The following is a 17533-nucleotide window of genomic DNA, read 5'->3' on the forward strand; positions in this document are numbered from 1 at the left end:
CTTCACGCCTCCTTCCTTCACACCCTCCCCCCGGCGGGAAGGCCGTACGCGACATCAGGCGCGTCGACGACCACCCGCTGCTCGTCACGACGTGGTCCGGCTTCGAGCAGGCGAACGCCGTCCACCCCCACGACCTGGACACCCGACGGCCTGCGGATGAGCTACCCGGACAAGCGGCAGCGGCTGTTCGCCTGCACCGTCGGCGCCGAACTCCGCGTCGTCGACCTGACGAAGATCCCTTGACGTCCTCCCCGCCTGAGCCGGCCGAAGATCGGACGTGCCGGGAGGGGACCGCCAGCACACCGGCCGGGACGCGCGAGTCTCAGGAAGAGCCCGTGGCCGTGGCCGAGGGGGTCTGCGGCACCGAGGGGGTGGAGGAGGGGCCCGGTGACTCGCCGGGCCCGTCCTGCGGGATCGTGGTGATCGACGTGGTGGGCTGCGGGCAGCCGCGCCTGGCCGCGTTGGCGCGCCGCCTGGCCGCCGGGCTGGCGCACGGGTCGCCGTCGCCCTGGCCGCCGGGGTCTCTGGTCTCGGGCGGCGGTGAGCCGGTCTGCCGCTCGGGCGTGGGATCGAGGGCCGTGGACGGGCCGCGGGTGCGGGTCTGGGTCACCCACACCGTGGGCGTGGCGGGCGTGGCGGGCGTCTCGGTGCCGGCGCTGGCCGGGACGCCGCCGGTGGAGGTGGCCGGTGGTCGCAGCGTCGAGTCGGCCGTGGCCCGCGGCGAGTGCGACTGGACGGCCGCCGGGATGTCGGGCAACTGGGAGCCGCCGCCGATGCGCACGTCGCCGCCACCGCCGGACGCGGCGATCACCGTCACCGCGGCGATCGACACCGTGGCCAGCGCCGCGAAGCTGGCGTGGGACAGGTTGGCCCCGCCCTTGGCCCTGCTCCCGCGTTTGGGCGCGGTGGGCCGCCGGTCGTCGGGCGGTGGCGCCAGCCGCACCCGGCCCGCGCCGGGCGGGTAGGGCACCGGGGTCCAGATCTCCTCCAGCACGCCCGCGACGGCCTCGCGCAGGTCCCACGGATCGCCCACGCCACCCGCGGCCAGCAGCGCGCGCAACAGCTCGGCCGCCCTGGGACGGTCGGCGGGCTCCTTGGCCAGCGCCGCCTCGACCGCGGGCCGGAGCAGCGCGGGCACGCCCTCGACGCGTGGCTCCTCGACCATGATGCGGCGGGCCAGCACGTCGGGCTCACCCCCGCCGAACGGATGACAGCCGGTGGCGGCGAACGCCACCAGGCAGCCCCACGCGAACACGTCGGACGCGGGCACCGCCGGCCCTCCGGTCAGCCGCTCGGGCGACACCCAGCCCGGGCTGCCCATGACCTGGCCGGCCTGGGTGTGCGCGGCGGTGGTGTCGACGTCGCGGGCGATGCCGAAGTCGATGACCCGCGGCCCCGCGGTGGACAGCAGCACGTTGCCCGGCTTGAGATCGCGGTGCACCAGCCCGGCGTCGTGCACGGCCACCAGCGCCGCCGCCACCCCGAGCCCCACCCCGTAGGCCAGGTCGGGGGTGAGCGGCCCGCGAGCCACCACGACCTGGGACAGCGCCGGGCCCGGGACGTATTCGCTGACCAGGTAGGGGCGGTCTCGGTCGGTGCCGTCCTCGACGACCGCCGCGGTGCAGAACGGGACGATCCGCCGGGAAAAAGCGACTTCTTCGGCGAAACGGGCGCGCAACGTGGGATCCTTGAGGTGCACGGCATGCGGCGTCTTGAGTGCGACCAGACCGCCCCGCGGGTGCTCCGCCAGATAGACCACGCCCATGCCACCGGTGCCCAGCCGGCCGAGCAGAAGATATCGGCCGATGATCACCGGGTCGCCCACCGTCAGCGGCCTCACCCCTGGAGGCATGTCGCTCGAACCACGCGCCATCCGAGTTTCGCCTCTCCTGTCTGGGACACGGCAAAGCACACTGTGGCCCCATCGGACAGGCGTTTCCGCATGACCTTCACAAGGGGTATCGCAGGTAAGGCGTTCGTTCCTCCAGGGTAAGTAAGGGCTGTGGCGCAGCGGTCTGAAGTGGTGTTACGCCCCTCGCGTGCCGTACGAGAACGATCACGTTGGGCACTGCCGGCGTCACGAAGAGCGGCCCGAAAGCCGAGAACCGGACGCCCCCGCGCCCGGCGTGATCGCGTCGGCGGTCTTGAGTTGTTCGTAGATCGCCCATGGCCGGCGGCCCGCCTCACGGAAGATCCAGCCGCGGGTGACGGCGATGAACGGCAGCGGAATCGCGTAGAGGAAGATCCTCCCTCGCCTGAGGAACGGCCCGCCAGCCGAGCGCCGCCAGCCGAGCGCCGTCAGCCGAGGGCGGCGGCCTCTTCGGCCTCGACCTGGCGGTTCCAGTCCTTCTTGACCGCGCGCCAGGCCTCGTCGTCGACCCCGGCGCGCCAGTAGCCGGAGATGGACAGCCGCTCCATCGGCACCCCGCGCTCGACCCTCAGGTGGCGCCGCAGCCGCTTCACGAAGCCCGCCTCCCCGTGCACGAAGGCGTGCACGTCACCGTCGGGGAACGCCAGCCCGGTCACGGCCTCCACCAGCGCGTCGCCGACCGGCCGGCCGTTGCGGTAGAGCCAGGCCACCCGGACGTCGCTGGAGGCGTCCAGCTTCAGCTCGTCCCGGGGGCCGTCCACCTCCACGAACACGTAGGCCGACGCTCCCTCGGGCAGCGCCTCGACGGAGGCCGCGATGGCGGGGAGCGCGCTCTCGTCGCCCGCCAGCAGGTGCCACGCCGCTCCCTGGTCGGGCGCGTAGTCGCCTCCCGGCCCCAGCATCATCACCTCGTCGCCGGCGACCGCCCGCGCGGCCCAGGGCCCGGCCAGGCCCTTGTCGCCGTGGTACACGAAGTCGATCGTGAGCTCCAGCGCCTCGGCGTCCCAGGCGCGCACGGTGTAGGTGCGCAGCCGGGGCCAGACCTCGCGCGGCATGGTCTCACGCACGTTCTGGACGCTGAAGGGCATCGGATAGTCGACCCCCTCGTGCGGGAACACCAGCTTCACGTAGTGGTCGGTGAGACCGCGCGTGGCGAAGTCGCGCAGGCCGTCACCGCCGACCACCACCCGGATCATGTGCGGCGTCAGCCGCTCGGTGCGCAGCACCACACCTCGATGGTGATCTCTCGGCTTGTCCGCCATCGCACAGCTCCTCGCGATTAGTTAGGTATACCTAACCTATCGCGCGTTCGCCGTGTGGCGCGAACCCGGTCAGGCGGCCGCCGTCTCCCCGCGGGACGAGCCGGCGGAGACGGCGGTGAGGAAGTCGGACATGTGGCGGAAGGAGTGACGGGCCTCGGGAAGCACGTCCGCCAGTATCGGGAAGACGTGCGGCATCCGCGGCCACTCCTCGTACCTGACCGGCACCCCCGCCTGCCGGGCCCGCAGCGCCACCCGGCGCGCCTCGTCGCGCAGCACCTCCGTCGAGCCGGTCACGATCATCAGCGGCGGCAGCCCCGTGAAGTCGCCCAGCACCGGTGACACCAGCGGGTCGTGCGGGTCGAGGCCCGAGGTCCAGCGGCGCGCCAGCCAGCGCACCCGGCTGGCCGGCAGCATGGGGTCCTGCCAGCGGTTGGCCCTGCGCGGAATGTCGGTCAGGTCGGTCCAGGGCGACAGGCAGATGGCCGCCGAGGGCAGCGGCACGCCGCGGTCGCGCAGCGCCAGGAGCGCGGCCAGCGTGAGGTGCCCGCCCGCCGAGTCGCCCGCCAGGACGATGTCCTGGGCGGCGTGCCCGCGCTCCAGCAGGCACGTGTACGCCTCCAGCGCGTCGCTCAGCGAGTCGGCCAGCTTGTGGATCGGGCCCTGCCGGTAGTCGAGGGCGAGCACGGGCCGGCCGGCCACCGCCGACAGGCGCCAGGTGATGGACCGGTGCGTCCTCGGCGAACAGAAGAAGTAGCCGCCGCCGTGGAAGTAGAGCAGCACCTTCGTCTCGTCGAGCTCCGGCCCGGCACGCACCCACTCGCCACCGCACGTGCCGGCGCTGTGCGGCACGATGCCCACGTGCTCGGGCGCGTGGTGCGGCACCATCAGCACGAGATCGCCCAGACGGGAGGCACAGTCGAGCGCCAGCGTGTGACGCATGAACAGGCTCGAGACCGGCTTCAGCGTGCCGCGCATCAACCCGGTGAGCGCGCGCGCCTGCCAGCTGAGGGGATAGTCCGGAGTGACGTCCCTGTCGATGTGCATGCTCGGTCCTCCGATGAATGCATTCCCCGAAGAACGCCGCTCTACTCATGAGTATGTATCTCATCGCTTACCTGGATGTTTCAGGCGTGTTTCGCGTACCGGTTTCAGATGTTCATCTCGTTGCGTGAGCCCCGCCGGGCGGCACATAATCCAGGGCTCCACCGGCAGGCCCGCGCGCGGGCCCGGGCACGGCAGGTCACCGTGCCATCACCCTCCGGAGGCGCGAGACCATCCCCCACGGAGCCGGCCGCTGCGGGACGGCTTCGAGCCGATCCGGCCCGGCATCCGGGAGTTCCTGCGGCGGGTCAACGCCGAGACGTGGTCACCGCCCTCTACACGCGCGGGCGCGATCAGTAGTAGCCGCCCTGCGCGCTCTCCTCGTAGTCGTCGTCGAGGTCGTCATGCCGCCGCGCCCAGCGCGAGGGCATCAGCACGGGGATGAACAGGGCGACGCCGAGCAGTCCGAACGTCCCGGTGGTGAGCAGGGTCTTGGCACCGAATCCGGCGTCCCTGATCAGCTGGTTCACCGACGGCTGGTCGGGGACGAGGGACAGGGCGCGGTTCATGTCGAGCGCGTAGACGACCGTCCAGGCCAGCAGCACCATCGCGGGCAGGAAGGTGGCCAGCGGCGAGACGCGGCCCGCCACCACCAGGCCCACCACCAGGCCGACCGCGGCCATCGCGCCGAGCGCGATCCACAGCTTCTGACCGCCCGCGGGGCCGGCCTGGGCGCTGCCCAGCGCCTGCTGGACGGCCCATCCTCCGCCTCCCACCACGGCCGCCGTGACCACGATCCCGATGAGCAGACCAGCAAAATGCCGCAACGTTCTCACCCCATGTCGACGTGTCGGCTCGACCCTAGCGACAAATGCCGTAAATCAACCAGGTATTGGGGCAGCTTGACGGTAGCCGCCTCTTCGGAGGCGACGGCGTGAGAGCATGTGGCACACTCATGCGCGCCGAACTTCCCCTGAGGCTCGCGCGGACGGCCGTCTTCGCCGCTGTCTGCGTGACGCTCGCCGCGTTGGCACACGCGGTGAGCGGCGGCTCCACACCCTCTCCGCAGGTCGCGGGGCTCGGCCTCGGCACGGTGTTCGCGTCGGCCCTGACGCTGGGCGGGCGGGAGCGCTCACCCGCCGTGATCAACGTCGCGCTGATCTGCGCGCAGCTGGGGCTGCACGAGCTCTTCGGCGACGGCGACGGCACCGGCTACGTCGCGGCCCACCTCCATGGCCAGGGCTTCGGCAACGACGTCGGCATGCTGGTGGCCCACCTGACGGCCACCCTCCTCACCGGCTGGTGGCTGGCGCGCGGCGAGGCCGCGCTCTGGGCGATGCTGCGCCGCCTGGGCCGCCCACTCGTCCTGCTGTGGCCGCCGCCTCTCCCCTCGGTACGCCCGGCCGCGCCGGTCATCGTGCACGTGCGCGCCGTCCCACCCGATCCGGCACTGCGGCACTCCGTCGCCAGGCGTGGTCCTCCACTTCCCGCCTGATCCCTGACACCTGTCACTTCCCTCGACCACCCAAGTGGAGATTCGCCATGTCCTTCCTTCGCCGTGCCGCGACGGTGCTCGCCGCCGCCACCGCCGTCACCGTCGGCCTCGCGCTGCCCGCGCTCGCCCACGTCACCATCAACCCGGGCGCCGCCGAGCAGGGCGGGTTCACCAAGGTCGCCTTCCGGGTGCCCAACGAACGCGACGACGCCTCGACCGTGAAGATCGAGGTCACCTTCCCCACCGACCACCCGCTGGCGTTCGTCTCGGTCAAGCCGGTGCCGGGGTGGAGCGTCAAGGTCACCGAGAGCAAGCTGCCCTCGCCGGTCAAGACCGAGTTCGGCGAGCTCACCGAATCGGTCAGCAAGATCGTCTGGGAGGGCGGCAAGATCGGCAAGGGTGAGTTCCAGGAGTTCGAGGTCTCCATGGGCCGCCTGCCCGAGGGCGTCGACCAGCTGATCTTCCCGACGAAGCAGACCTATTCCGGCGGCGAGGTCGTCGACTGGTCCGAGGCGCCCAAGGCCGACGGCGCCAAGGTCGACCACCCCGCCCCGCTGCTCAAGCTCACGCCCGCCGCCAAGGAGGGCGCCACGTCGGCCGTCGCGGCCACCGGCGACGTGGCGGCGCCCCAGCTGACGCCGGTGGCCACGGCCTCGGCCTCCTCCGACGGCATCGCCCGTCTGCTGGGCGGCGCGGGCCTCGCGCTGGGCGCGATCGGCCTCGTGGTGGCCGGCCTGGCGCTGCGCCGCCGCTCGGCCTGACACACCAGGGCCTGCCCGACCTGGCCTGACACGCCCGGTCTGGCACATCGGGCCCGGCCTTGGCCTGATCCCGCCCGACCTGCCCGCTCTGGCACATCGGGCCCGACACGCCCGGCATGACACGCGGACGGCGGACACCCCATGCGGGGGCCGCCGTCCGCGGTGCCGTCCTTACTTCTTGAAGGCGTCCTTGATCTTCTTGCCGGCGTCCTTGACCTTCTCGCCCGCCTGCTTGACGTTGCCCTGGGTCCGCTCGGCGCGGCCTTCGGCCTGAAGCTCCTCGTCGTCGGTGATGTCTCCGATGTTCTCCTTGGCTCGGCCCTTGAGCTCCTCAGCCTTGTTCGAGAACTTGTCCTCGGTACCCATGTGCGTGCCTCTCGTCGGTTTCGTGGCAAGGAATCCCCCTTTCCGGACAGGTCGGGAGGAAACGTCCAGCACCCGGCCGGGCGCCCGTCAGGAGGTGATGTCCTTGCCGGAGAAGCGCGCCCAGGCCACGGAGCCGAACAGCACGATGTAGGCGCCGAACGTGAGCAGCCCCTGCGTCATGGAGTCGATGTCGATGGGGCTGCGCAGCGCCGCGTCGAACCCCGGCCAATGAGTCGGCAGGAGGTAGTCGGCCAGTCCGTCGAACTGCGGAATGGCGCGCAGCACCTGGGAGACGATGACGACGACCATGGTGCCCGCGACGGCCCCGATGGACACCTCGGTGAACGTCGACAGCGCCAGCGCGATGGCGGCCAGCGCGGCCATTCCGACGCCGACGTACCCGACGCTGATGAGGATCCGCAGCAGCCCCTCGGCCATCGAGACGGTGGTGCCCGACAGCAGCGTCACCGGCCCGGCGGGGAACAGGATCAGCCCCGTCACCAGCGCGGCCAGCGCCACCACGGCGGTCACGGCGAAGGAGAACAGCACCGCGTTGAGGTATTTGACCGCCAGCAGCCGGGTGCGCCCGGCGGGGGCGGCCAGCAGGTAGCGCAGGGTCCCGGTGCCCGCCTCGCCCGCGATCGCGTCTCCCGCCACCATGCTGATCGCGACCGGCATCAGCAACACGACGAGGAAGGACAGCGAGGCGAACGTCAGCATGAGGCTGTTGCCCGCGACGGACGTCACGATGCCGCCCATCTCCGGGTCGGCCGCGACCAGGCGCAGCGCCACCCCCATGATGGCGGGCACGCAGGCCAGCACCGCCAGCATCACCAGGTTGCGCGGGCGCCGGAAGGTCAGGCTCAGCTCGGAGCCGAGCAGCCGCCAGAACGCCCTGGGTGTGCGCTCCGGTGGCAGGGCGCGCGGCGGCGGCTCGGGGGACCGCCGCTCGGTGCTGCGCAGGGTCTCGGCCACCGGCACGAGCCCTGGGGTCCTCCGAGTCCGCGTCTCAGCCGTCGACATCGAATCCCTCTCCCGTCAGTCCGACGAACACGTCCTCCAGGCTCGGCCGCACGACCGAGAGGCCCCGCACGGCGACGCCGTCGCCGACCAGCGTCGCGTTGATCCGCTCGGGCGCGTGCCCGCCGAGCTCGGCGGTGACCTCGCCGTCGGCGGCGCGCACGTCGGCCAGGCCGAGCGTGGCGAGCACCCGCGCGGCGTCGGCCGTGTCGGGCGTCACGATCCTGACCCGGGTGACCTGGCCGCCGCTGAGCGAGGCGATCGTGCCGTGCCCGACCAGCCGGCCGGTGCTCATGATCGCGGCATGTGTGCACATCTGCTCGACCTCGGCCAGCAGGTGTGAGGAGACGAAGACGGTGGTGCCGTCGGCGGCGATCTCCTTGACCAGCGCGCGCACCTCGCGGGTGCCCTGCGGGTCGAGCCCGTTGGTCGGCTCGTCGAGGACGAGCAGCTCGCGCGGCCCGAGCAGGGCCGCGGCGATGGCCAGGCGCTGGCGCATGCCGAGCGAGTAGTTGCGGTAGCGTTTGCCCGCCGCGGCGCCGAGCCCGACCCGGTCGAGCGCCTCGCCGACGCGCCGCCGGACGGTGCCGGCGACGGCGGTGGGGTCGGCGGCGTCGAAGCGGCGCAGGTTGGCCTCGCCCGACAGGTAGGGGTAGAAGGCGGGGCCCTCGACCAGCGCCCCCACCCTGGGCAGCGCGTCGGCCAGGGGCAGGCCGAGCAGCGCGTATTCGCCGGCGGTGGGCGCGACGAGGCCGAGCAGCATCCGGATGGTCGTGGTCTTGCCCGAACCGTTGGGCCCGAGGAAGCCGAAGACCGAGCCGCGGGGCACGGCCAGGTCGAGCGAGTCGACGGCGACCTGGCCGCCGCGGAAGCGCTTGGTCAGGCCGCGCGTGACGATGGCGGCCTCGGCGGGCGGCGGGGCCGCCCCGGAGGGCGCCCCCGCTTCGTGCGTGACGACGGTCACCTGGTGCCCGCCACCTTGACGATCTCCTCCGGCGTTACCGCGCCAGCCAGCAGGCGGCCGTCGTCGGTCAGCAGGACGGTGACCAGCTTGGTCTTGATCAGCTTGCCCGAGCCCCACGCGCCGCTCACCGGGGTCGCGGACTTGAGCACGTTGTCCAGGACCGCCCTGCCCTCGGCGTCGGCGGACTCGCCGCCGGACGGCCGGCCCGTCAGAGCGCCGTCCGGCACCTCGACGACCGCCACGCTGCTCCAGCCCTCGCCGACGACCTTCAGCCCCTCGGCGGCCGCCCTGGCCTCCTCGGCGTGCTTCTCGGCCTTGCCGGAGATCTCCTCGCCGCCGAGCGTCCGCTCCTCGACCTTGGCTCCGGCGGGCGGGGTGAAGGTGAAGTTCTCCTCGGCGGGCGGGGTGAACGTCACCTGGGTGAAGCCCACCTGGAAGGCCGGCTCGGCCGAGCCCTTGGCGAACACCTGCACCTGCAGCGGGACGTAGGTCTCGCCGTCGAGCGCCAGGCGCACCTCCTGCACCAGCGAGGCCTCGGCCTTCGGCCTCAGCACCAGCTGGTAGGCGGGACGGCCCGCCACCTCGGCGGTGTTGGCGACGCCGATCGCGGTGTGCTCGTCGGCCTTGGCCAGCAGCTGGGCCGCGGCGGCCTGCGGGGTCAGGTCGGACGGCGCGGGCGTGGCCGGCTCGTGCGCCAGGCCGGCCCCCGCCTTCACCTTGATCTTGGTGGCGGTGTTGCTGTCGCTGTCCCAGTACCAGGCCTCGCCGCCGTTGACGATCAGGTTGGTCTCGTTCATCTGGGTCGGCATCGCCACCCTGAGCCGGTCATGCGCGCCGTACCAGACCTTCACTTCGTGCGAGCCGGACAGCAGGGCGAGCGGGGACTCGCCGCCCATCTGCGGCAGCGCGGGCAGGCCGAGTGACGCGGTCTGGCGGACGGTGCCGGACATCGGCAGCGGGCCGCCGGTCCTCTCGACGGCGGCCACTGCGTCGGCGAGCAACTGCTGCGCCGAACGCTCGGGGAGCACGGGATCGCCGCTGACCGCGGCGATGACGGGACCCGCGCCGATCGCGGCTCCGATAACGGCGGCGGCGGCGATCGGGATCCCCCACCTCACGAACGTGCCTCTTCGCATCTCACTCCTTAACGGTATGTCGATGACCAGAGCCTGCGTGATGCATCCTTAGGCGAGCCTGAGACAGTCTGAGATCCCTCTCAGCCTTCTCAGCGTCGTCTCAGGGCGGGAACGGGAGGATCGGGGACATGAGAGTACTTGTCGTCGAGGACGAGAGGCGGATGGCGGCAGCGCTACAGCGGGGGCTGCAGGCCGAGGGCTTCGCCGTCGACCTCGCCCACGACGGCGAGCAGGGGCTGCACGAGGCCAGGCACGGCGACTACGACGTGGTGGTGCTCGACATCATGCTGCCCCGGCTGTCCGGCTACAACGTGTGCAAGCAGCTGCGCGCCGAGGAGAACTGGGTGCCGATCCTCATGCTGTCGGCCAAGGACGGCGAGTATGACATGGCCGACGGCCTCGACCTGGGCGCCGACGACTACCTGACCAAGCCGTTCTCCTATGTGGTGCTGGTGGCCAGGTTGCGCGCGCTGCTGCGGCGCGACTCCGGACGGCGGCCGGCCGTGCTGGCGGCGGGCGACCTGTCGCTGGACCCGGCGCGGCGCAGGGTGCAGCGCGGCGAGAGCCCGATCGAGCTGACGCCGCGCGAGTTCGCGCTGCTCGAATACCTGCTGCGCAGGCGCGAGGAGGTCGTGTCGAAGGTGGAGATCCTGGAGCACGTCTGGGACACCTTCGACACCGACCCCAACGTGGTCGAGGTGTACGTGGGCTACCTGCGGCGCAAGATCGACGTCCCGTTCGGCAGAAACTCCCTGCAGACCGTGCGGGGCGCGGGCTACCGGCTGGCCGGCGACGGTGGCTGAGTCCCCCTACACCTGGTGGCGGCGGCAGGGCCTGCGGTTCAGGCTGACCGTGGTGGCCGCCGCGGTGCTGGCGCTGGCGCTGGCGGTGTCGGCGACGGTGCTGCTCAGCGTGCTCGACCGGACCCTGATCGACACGGTCGACAACTCGACGCGCGAGCAGGCGCAGACCGTCCGGGTGGAGGCCGACTCGGGCACGCTGACCAGCCCGATCACCACCCACGACGGCACGATCGTGCAGGTGATCGACGCCGCGGGCCGCATCACGCACGTCACCTACGGCGCCGACCGGCTGGTGCCCCTGCTCGGCGCCCGCGACAGGGAGCGGGCGCTGCGCGAGGGCAGCGCGACGTTCGTGGACGGCCGGCCCTACGCGATCCCGGGGCCGCTGCGGGTGGTGGTGCTGAGCGCCGACCGGGGGCAGACCGTGATCGCGGCCCGGCCGGTGGGCGAGATCCAGACCAGTCTCGGCACGGCCGCCCGGGTGTTGTTCGTCGGCACGCCGTTGCTGATCGTGCTGCTGGCCGTGGCCAGCTGGCTGATCATCGGCCGGACGTTGCGCCCGATCACCGCGCTGCGCCGGGGCGCCGCGGAGATCACCCACACGGCCAGGTCGCGCAGGCTGCCGGTGCCCGAGTCGCGCGACGAGGTGCACTGGCTGGCGACCACCCTCAACGACATGCTGGCCCGGCTGGAGGAGGCCGAGCAGCGCCAGCGCGCGCTGGTCTCCGACGCCGCGCACGAGCTGCGCAGCCCGCTGGCGAGCATCCGGCTGCAGCTGGAGGTGGCGCTCGGCCATCCGGAGGGGCAGGACTGGCCGGAGACCGCTGAGGGCGTGCTGGAGGACGCGATGCGGCTGTCCCGGCTGGCCGAGGACCTGCTCGCGCTGGCCCGCCTGGACGAGCGCGGCGGCGTGCCCGCCCGGAACGAGCCGGTCCACCTCGACGAGGTGGTGCGGCAGGTCGCCGACCGCTACGGCGAGGCCAGGCTGACCGTGTGCGACCCGGTGATGGTCCGCGGCGACGCGCTCGACCTGAGCAAGGTGCTGACCAACCTGGTGGACAACGCCGTGCGGCACACCTCCTCCAAGGTGGAGGTGGCGCTGACCGCCGACGGGGTGCTGACCGTGACCGACGACGGGCCGGGCATCCCGGAGGGCGACCGGGAACGGGTGTTCAACCGGTTCACCCGGCTCGACTCGGGTCGCAGCCGCGACGAGGGCGGCGCGGGGCTGGGCCTCGCGATCGTGCGGGAGACCGTACGGGCTCACGGGGGCTCCGTGCACCTGGAGGACGCCGGGCCCGGGCTGCGCGCGGTGGTGCGGCTGCCCGTGGCCAGGTGAGCCCGCTCAGGCGTCAGGTGAGGCGGGCCAGCTCGGCGAGCGCGGCCCTGGCCGAGGCGGCGTCGTGCACGCGGAAGACCCGTGCCCCGAGCAGGGCCGAGATCGCCAGGGTGGCGATCGTGCCCGCGTGCCGCCGCTCGACCGGCAGGCCGCCGAGCGTCTCGCCGACGAAGTCCTTGTTGGACACGGCGACCAGCACCGGCCAGCCGGTGGCGGTCATCTCGCCGAGCCTGCGGCTGACCTCCAGCGAGTGGAAGGTGTTCTTGCCGAAGTCGTGCGCCGGGTCGATGAGGATCGACTCGCGCGCCACCCCGGCGGCGACGGCCTTGGCGGCCAGGGCGGTGGTGTAGGAGATGACGTCGGCCACCACGTCGGCGTAGGCGATGCGGTGCGGCCGGGTGCGGGGCCGGACCCGGCCCGCGTGCGCGCACACCAGCCCGATGCCGTGCCGGGCGGCCACCTCGGCCAGGGCGGGGTCGACGCCGCCCCAGGTGTCGTTGAGCAGGTCGGCGCCGGCCCTGGCGACCACCTCGCCGACCTCGGCGCGCCAGGTGTCGACGCTGACGAGCAGCCGGGGATGCCGTTCGCGGACGGCCTCAACCAGGTCGGCGACCCTGCGGATCTCCTCGCGGGCGTCGACCTCGTCGCCGGGACCGGCCTTGACGCCGCCGATGTCGACGATGTCGGCGCCGCCCTCGACGGCCCGGTCCACCGCCTCGATCGCGGCGTCGAAGCCGTAGGTACGGCCCTTGTCGTAGAAGGAGTCGGGCGTGCGGTTGACCACGGCCATCACGGCGTGCTCCCCCGGGCCGAACTCCCGGCCGCGCAGGCGCAAAGTGCTCATCATCGGCGAGCGTACCGCGCCGTCCGCACTGGGTGCGGCGGGGCGGGCGCGCGCCGATGGCGGGCTTCGTCCTGGGATCGGGGTCACGCGGCTTCGCTCGGCGAAGCGTCGATCGGAAGGGCGGCGAGGCCGCGGCCGTCAGGCGGCGGTGCCCTTCTCGGCGGTGGCCAGGAAGTCCTGGGCGATCAGCGGCAGGCGGCGGCGGGCGTGCACCACGGCGATGACGCGCCGCACGGCCGGGTCGAGCGAGCGCACCACGAGGCCGGCCCGGCCGGCCTGCTCGGCCATGCCGCGATACCACAGCAGGGAGGCCTGGCCGCTGCGGGCGGCCTTGAGCCAGCCGTTGCGTTCATCGGTCTCGAGCACGACCACGGGGTTGACGGCGTACTTGCCGAACATCGCGTCGAGCTCCCTGCGGCGGACGCTGCCGCGGGCGGGCAGGGCCAGGCGCATGCCGTCGAGCCGGCCCATGGGCACGGGGTTGGGCAGTTCGAGGCCGGGAGGGGAGATCAGCACGATCTCCTGGCGTTCGAGCGGATGGGTGACGAGGTCGGTGGGCACCGGCAGGTCGGTCAGCCCGAGATCGGCCCGCTGCTCCCTGATGGCGCTGACCACGGCCTCACGGCCTTCGCAGCGCACGATGTGGACGCGGACCCCGGGATGCTCGGCGGCGTAGGCGGGCAGCAGCCGCCCCGCGAGGCCGGGCTCGAGGCTGGGGGTGGAGGCGATGCGCAGCTCCGCCTCCGCCGATCCGGTGTGGTTGGCCAGGCCCTCGATCTCGCGTACGGCGTCGAGTGCCTCCCTCGCCAGCTTGACCACCCGGCGACCCTGTGCGGTGACCACGACACCGCGTCCCGATCGGGCGAAGAGCGTCATGCCGAGCTCGCGTTCCAGATCCCGGATCGCGCGCGAAAGCGCAGGCTGCGCGATGTAGAGCGACCTGGCCGCGTCAGTCATGGTGCGGTGCTCCGCAGTCGCGACCACGTAGCGGAGCTGCTGGAGGTTCATGCCAAAGAAGCTAGGACAACGCCCGCCGCGCGGTGGGGAACATAGCGGAGATCACCTCGAATGATTTCGGACTGTAACCGAGCACTGTCACATCCGTGACGGGTGATAAATCAGTATGCTTCTGCCCCAAATTTGGCAAAGGTCCGGGGAGCGACCGTACAAGTCGCTCATTACGGACAACCGACCAGAGGGGGAGACAGGGTGACAGGCAACGGGCAGCATCCACCCCCGTCACAGGGGCCCGGACAGCCCCAGCGGCCACCGTCGCTCCCGTGGCCGCCGCCGGGCCGGAGGCAGCCCCAGCCACCGCAGTCGCAGAACCCGCCCTACCAGCACCCCTACCCATCACCACCGCAGGGCCCGCCGTACCAGCATCCTTATCCGCGGCCACCGCAGGGCCCGCCGTACGGGCAGCCCTACCCGCAGCCACCGCAGGGCCCGCCGCACGGCCACCCCTACCCCCAGCCACCGCAGGGCCCGCCGCACGGGCAGCCGCCCTTCAACCCGGGCCCCCAGGGGATGCCCCACCCGCAACCGCAGGGCTGGCCGCCCCGGCAGCAGCAGCCGCCACCCCCTCCCCCGCCCATGCCGCCGGGGCAGGGGCAGTACGGGCAGTGGCCGCCGCCGCGGCGCGGGAAGTCCGGCATGGGGGTGGCCGGGATCCTCGGGGCCGTGTTCGGTTCGACGGCGGCGCTATTCGTGCTGATCGTGATCGGCTCGGTGGTGTTCAAGGACTCCTCCCGGTCCGAGACCACCACGCCGGTCGCCGTCCCCACCTACACCCCGTACGAGCGGCCGGGCGAGCGCGAGCCGGACCACGCGACCGAGGAGCCGACCCGGCGGCCGACACAGGCTCCCACCAGGACGGCGACGCAGGACACCACGGTCACCCCGCCCAGGCAGGTCAGGCTCGACACGACCCTGAAGAACAACACGCTCTACCGGGCGGGCGCGCTGCCCAGGGTCGGCTGCCGGGCGGGCGACGTGAGCATCTTCAGCCACGCCCAGCTGAAGGCGCTGATCCTGAAGACCGGCAAGTGCATGGACCGCGCGTGGGGCCCGATCCTGCGCGAGCAGGGCATCGACTTCAGCCCGCCGGGCTACGCGATCGCGTCGGGGCGCGGCAGGGGCGCCTGCGGCGACTACCCGTCGGCGGGCAGCATGGTGCCCTACTACTGCCCGCGCAACAGCACGATCTACGCGTCCACCTCGGCCATGGCGAGGGGCAACGGCAACGCCCGCGGCTACGGCCAGATCATCTCGTGGAACGGCGGGATCATCAGCATGATGGCCCACGAGTACGGGCACCACGTGCAGAACCTGTCGGGCCTGATGAACTCGTGGTGGTCGCAGACGCTGGAGTCGGGCAACAGGAGCGGGAAGCTGGCACTCAGCAGAAGGCTGGAACTCCAGGCCACCTGCTTCGGCGGCATGTGGATGCGCTCGGTGGCCACGTCCTATCCGATCAGCCCGGCCGACCGCAGCCGCCTGTTCTGGTTCTACGGCCAGGTGGGCGACCAGCCCGGTTATCCACGTGACCACGGCTCCCGGGCGAACAACAACCGGTGGTTCAGGCAGGGCTGGGAGAAGAACCAGACCTACCAGTGCAACACCTGGATGGCGCCGTCGCCGACGACATCCTGACGGTCACGCCAGGTTCATCTCAGGTTGGGCACATGTCTTTGATGTCCCTATATGGGGACTAGAATCCTGGCAATCTTGTGCCCAAACGGGGGGCAGAACCAAGTTTTGCCTGGCAGGCGTGAAGGAGCCGGTGTGAGCAAGCGCGAAGGGGCAGACACCGCGCCGGGGGGCCGGAAACGACGCTCCTCTCGCCGTCCTCGTGCGGCGTCAGGCGTCGAGTCCGGTCCCCCGGCGCCTCCCGCCGGCCAGCCCGGCCAACCGTCCGGCCCGCCCCCCGGCCCGCCCCCCGGGCAGCCGCACGGGCAGCCGTCCGGGCAGCCGTCCGGGCCGCACCCCGGTCATTCGCACGGCCAGCCACCCGGTCCGCAACCCGGTCAGCCGTCCGGTCCGCAACCCGGTCCCCAGCCCGAGCCCGGTCCCCAGCCGAGTCCGCCCCGACGGGCGGGACGCCGGCCCGGCTCCAGGGGCGGCAGGCCCGGCGCCGCGCCCCGCTTCGCCAAGCCGCTCAACGTCGCGTCCATCCTCGGCTGGACCGCCCTGTCCGCCCTCGTGCCCGGGGCCGCGCACCTGCGCGCCGGGCACCGCCGCACCGGGCTGGCGCTGCTCGGCGCGTACGGGGTGCTGCTGCTCGGCGCGCTGGCCTTCGGGCTGACCCGCAACAAGGAGAACATCGCCAACCTCGTCGGTGACGACATGCTGGTGACGGTCATCACGATCGCCGCGCTGAGCGCGCTGTGCTGGTTCGCCCTGCTGGTGACCTCGTACGTGACGCTCAACCCCAACCGGCTCAACCAGCAGGGCCAGATCGTGTCGGGCATCGTGGTCGGCGTGCTGTGCGTGATCGTGATGGCGCCCTTCGCCTTCGCCGCCAGCACGGTGATGGAAACGCGGAGCACGATCCACCAGATCTTCCGCAGCGCGACCACCGACCCGGACGTCGCCCCGATCAAGGAGGAGGATCCGTGGAACGGCAAGGAGCGGGTGAACTTCCTGCTGGTCGGCGGTGACGCGGCGGGCAACCGCACCGGGGTGCGGACCGACAGCATGAACGTGGCCAGCGTGCACATTCCGACCGGCAACACGGTGCTGTTCAGCCTGCCGCGCAACCTGCAGCATGTGCGCTTCCCTCAGACCTCTCCGCTGCACAAGCAGTTTCCCCACGGCTTCATGGCCGAACTCCCCAACGGCGGCCTGCTCAACGAGGTCTGGCAGTACGCCAACGACCACCCCGAGCTCATGGGCGGCCACAACAGGGGCCCGCGCGCCCTGATGGACGCCGTCGGCTTCACGCTCAACCTCAAGATCGACTATTACCTCCTGATGAACATGTACGGCTTCGCGGACCTCGTGGACGCCATCGGCGGCCTCAGGATCCGCGTCGATCAGGACGTCAAGTGGGGCGGCACCTTCGGCACCGCGGGCACGATCAAGGCCGGTTACCGCAAGCTGTCGGGCGAGGAGGCCCTGTGGTATGGCCGCTCCCGGGTCAACAGTGACGACTTCTCGCGCATGGGCCGCCAGCGGTGCGTCATCGGCGCCTTCGCGCAGCAGGCCACTCCCAACAAGATCCTGCTCAACTTCAACAAGATCGCCGGCGCGACGAAACGCCTGGCGCGGACCAACATCCCGAAGGAGCTCTTGGAGCCGCTGGTCGCCCTGGGACTGAAGGTGAAGGACGCCAAGATCACCAGTATCCAGTTCGTCCCGCCGGAGTTCTGGCCGGGCTCGGCCGACTGGGCCAAGATCCGCCGCGCCTCGGCGAAAGCCGTCGATGACTCCCTCAAGCCTCGCCGGGTCCGGACGGCCGACGTGACGGCCTCGCCGGGCGCCCCCTCGGCCGCGCCCACGGCGACCCGGACGCGGGCCGCCGTGCCCAGCCAGACACCGACCCGCAACAGCCAGAAGTCGGCCCAATCCCTGGAAGAGCTCTGCGGCCTGTGACCCACGCCCGGCCCGGACACCGGTAGCCGCCGGCGTCCG

General features: G+C 72.2%; 17 protein-coding genes. 6 read left to right on the forward strand and 11 right to left on the reverse strand.

Annotated elements, in window-relative coordinates:
* Positions 1 to 322: 322 nt before the first annotated feature.
* From AB0C16_RS19145 to AB0C16_RS19165, 5 genes are all read right to left on the reverse strand, one after another.
* On the reverse strand, positions 323 to 1840 hold the full coding sequence (locus tag AB0C16_RS19145; RefSeq protein WP_357684566.1) for a protein kinase: 1518 nt from the start codon (positions 1838 to 1840) through the stop codon (positions 323 to 325).
* A 237-nt stretch (positions 1841 to 2077) separates the two neighbouring features.
* The gene (locus AB0C16_RS19150; protein WP_357684736.1) at positions 2078 to 2392 is read right to left on the reverse strand and encodes a cytochrome ubiquinol oxidase subunit I; all 315 of its coding nucleotides are present in this window, start codon (positions 2390 to 2392) and stop codon (positions 2078 to 2080) included.
* Positions 2299 to 3132 (reverse strand): siderophore-interacting protein, encoded by an 834-nt coding sequence (locus AB0C16_RS19155; protein ID WP_357684568.1) that lies wholly within the window; start codon positions 3130 to 3132, stop codon positions 2299 to 2301. The genes AB0C16_RS19150 and AB0C16_RS19155 overlap by 94 nt, the downstream gene beginning before the upstream one ends.
* 69 nt (positions 3133 to 3201) lie before the next feature.
* Positions 3202 to 4176: an alpha/beta hydrolase gene (locus tag AB0C16_RS19160; RefSeq protein WP_357684570.1), complete on the reverse strand. Its 975-nt coding sequence runs from the start codon at positions 4174 to 4176 to the stop codon at positions 3202 to 3204.
* Between the two features lie 350 nt (positions 4177 to 4526).
* The gene (locus AB0C16_RS19165) at positions 4527 to 5000 is read right to left on the reverse strand and encodes a hypothetical protein (RefSeq protein ID WP_357684572.1); all 474 of its coding nucleotides are present in this window, start codon (positions 4998 to 5000) and stop codon (positions 4527 to 4529) included.
* Positions 5001 to 5128: 128 nt separating this feature from the next.
* On the opposite strand from AB0C16_RS19165, the gene AB0C16_RS19170 reads away from it, so the two are divergent.
* Both AB0C16_RS19170 and AB0C16_RS19175 read left to right on the forward strand, forming a co-directional pair.
* Positions 5129 to 5668: an MFS transporter gene (locus tag AB0C16_RS19170; RefSeq protein WP_357684574.1), complete on the forward strand. Its 540-nt coding sequence runs from the start codon at positions 5129 to 5131 to the stop codon at positions 5666 to 5668.
* Between the two features lie 47 nt (positions 5669 to 5715).
* On the forward strand, positions 5716 to 6429 hold the full coding sequence (locus tag AB0C16_RS19175; RefSeq protein ID WP_357684576.1) for a YcnI family protein: 714 nt from the start codon (positions 5716 to 5718) through the stop codon (positions 6427 to 6429).
* A 171-nt stretch (positions 6430 to 6600) separates the two neighbouring features.
* Here AB0C16_RS19175 and AB0C16_RS19180 read toward each other — a convergent pair whose 3' ends face one another.
* The 4 genes from AB0C16_RS19180 to AB0C16_RS19195 form a co-directional block, all read right to left on the reverse strand.
* Entirely contained in the window at positions 6601 to 6795 is a 195-nt protein-coding gene (locus AB0C16_RS19180; protein WP_357684578.1) for a CsbD family protein, read from the reverse strand.
* An 87-nt stretch (positions 6796 to 6882) separates the two neighbouring features.
* Positions 6883 to 7776 (reverse strand): ABC transporter permease, encoded by an 894-nt coding sequence (locus tag AB0C16_RS19185; protein WP_357684580.1) that lies wholly within the window; start codon positions 7774 to 7776, stop codon positions 6883 to 6885.
* 28 nt (positions 7777 to 7804) lie between these two features.
* Positions 7805 to 8779, reverse strand: a complete 975-nt coding sequence (locus AB0C16_RS19190) for an ABC transporter ATP-binding protein (RefSeq protein WP_357684582.1) — start codon at positions 8777 to 8779, stop codon at positions 7805 to 7807.
* The gene (locus tag AB0C16_RS19195) at positions 8776 to 9915 is read right to left on the reverse strand and encodes a DUF2092 domain-containing protein (protein ID WP_357684584.1); all 1140 of its coding nucleotides are present in this window, start codon (positions 9913 to 9915) and stop codon (positions 8776 to 8778) included. The genes AB0C16_RS19190 and AB0C16_RS19195 overlap by 4 nt, the downstream gene beginning before the upstream one ends.
* A gap of 128 nt (positions 9916 to 10043) precedes the next feature.
* On the opposite strand from AB0C16_RS19195, the gene AB0C16_RS19200 reads away from it, so the two are divergent.
* Both AB0C16_RS19200 and AB0C16_RS19205 read left to right on the forward strand, forming a co-directional pair.
* The gene (locus tag AB0C16_RS19200) at positions 10044 to 10718 is read left to right on the forward strand and encodes a response regulator transcription factor (RefSeq protein WP_357684586.1); all 675 of its coding nucleotides are present in this window, start codon (positions 10044 to 10046) and stop codon (positions 10716 to 10718) included.
* The gene (locus AB0C16_RS19205; RefSeq protein ID WP_357684588.1) at positions 10711 to 12057 is read left to right on the forward strand and encodes a HAMP domain-containing sensor histidine kinase; all 1347 of its coding nucleotides are present in this window, start codon (positions 10711 to 10713) and stop codon (positions 12055 to 12057) included. The genes AB0C16_RS19200 and AB0C16_RS19205 overlap by 8 nt, the downstream gene beginning before the upstream one ends.
* Positions 12058 to 12070: 13 nt before the next feature.
* Here the strand turns inward: AB0C16_RS19205 and folP are convergent, their stop codons facing one another.
* Together folP and AB0C16_RS19215 are read right to left on the reverse strand one after the other, a co-directional pair.
* Complete coding sequence (folP, locus tag AB0C16_RS19210) at positions 12071 to 12901, reverse strand: dihydropteroate synthase (protein ID WP_357684590.1); 831 nt, start codon at positions 12899 to 12901, stop codon at positions 12071 to 12073.
* A gap of 138 nt (positions 12902 to 13039) precedes the next feature.
* The gene (locus tag AB0C16_RS19215) at positions 13040 to 13909 is read right to left on the reverse strand and encodes a LysR family transcriptional regulator (RefSeq protein ID WP_357684592.1); all 870 of its coding nucleotides are present in this window, start codon (positions 13907 to 13909) and stop codon (positions 13040 to 13042) included.
* Between the two features lie 201 nt (positions 13910 to 14110).
* Between AB0C16_RS19215 and AB0C16_RS19220 the strand changes: the two genes are divergently transcribed.
* Both AB0C16_RS19220 and AB0C16_RS19225 read left to right on the forward strand, forming a co-directional pair.
* Complete coding sequence (locus AB0C16_RS19220; RefSeq protein ID WP_357684594.1) at positions 14111 to 15553, forward strand: neutral zinc metallopeptidase; 1443 nt, start codon at positions 14111 to 14113, stop codon at positions 15551 to 15553.
* 132 nt (positions 15554 to 15685) lie between these two features.
* The gene (locus AB0C16_RS19225) at positions 15686 to 17494 is read left to right on the forward strand and encodes an LCP family protein (RefSeq protein ID WP_357684596.1); all 1809 of its coding nucleotides are present in this window, start codon (positions 15686 to 15688) and stop codon (positions 17492 to 17494) included.
* Positions 17495 to 17533 lie beyond the last annotated feature (39 nt).

Source organism: Nonomuraea sp. NPDC048916 (assembly GCF_040649575.1).
Taxonomy (GTDB): domain Bacteria; phylum Actinomycetota; class Actinomycetes; order Streptosporangiales; family Streptosporangiaceae; genus Nonomuraea.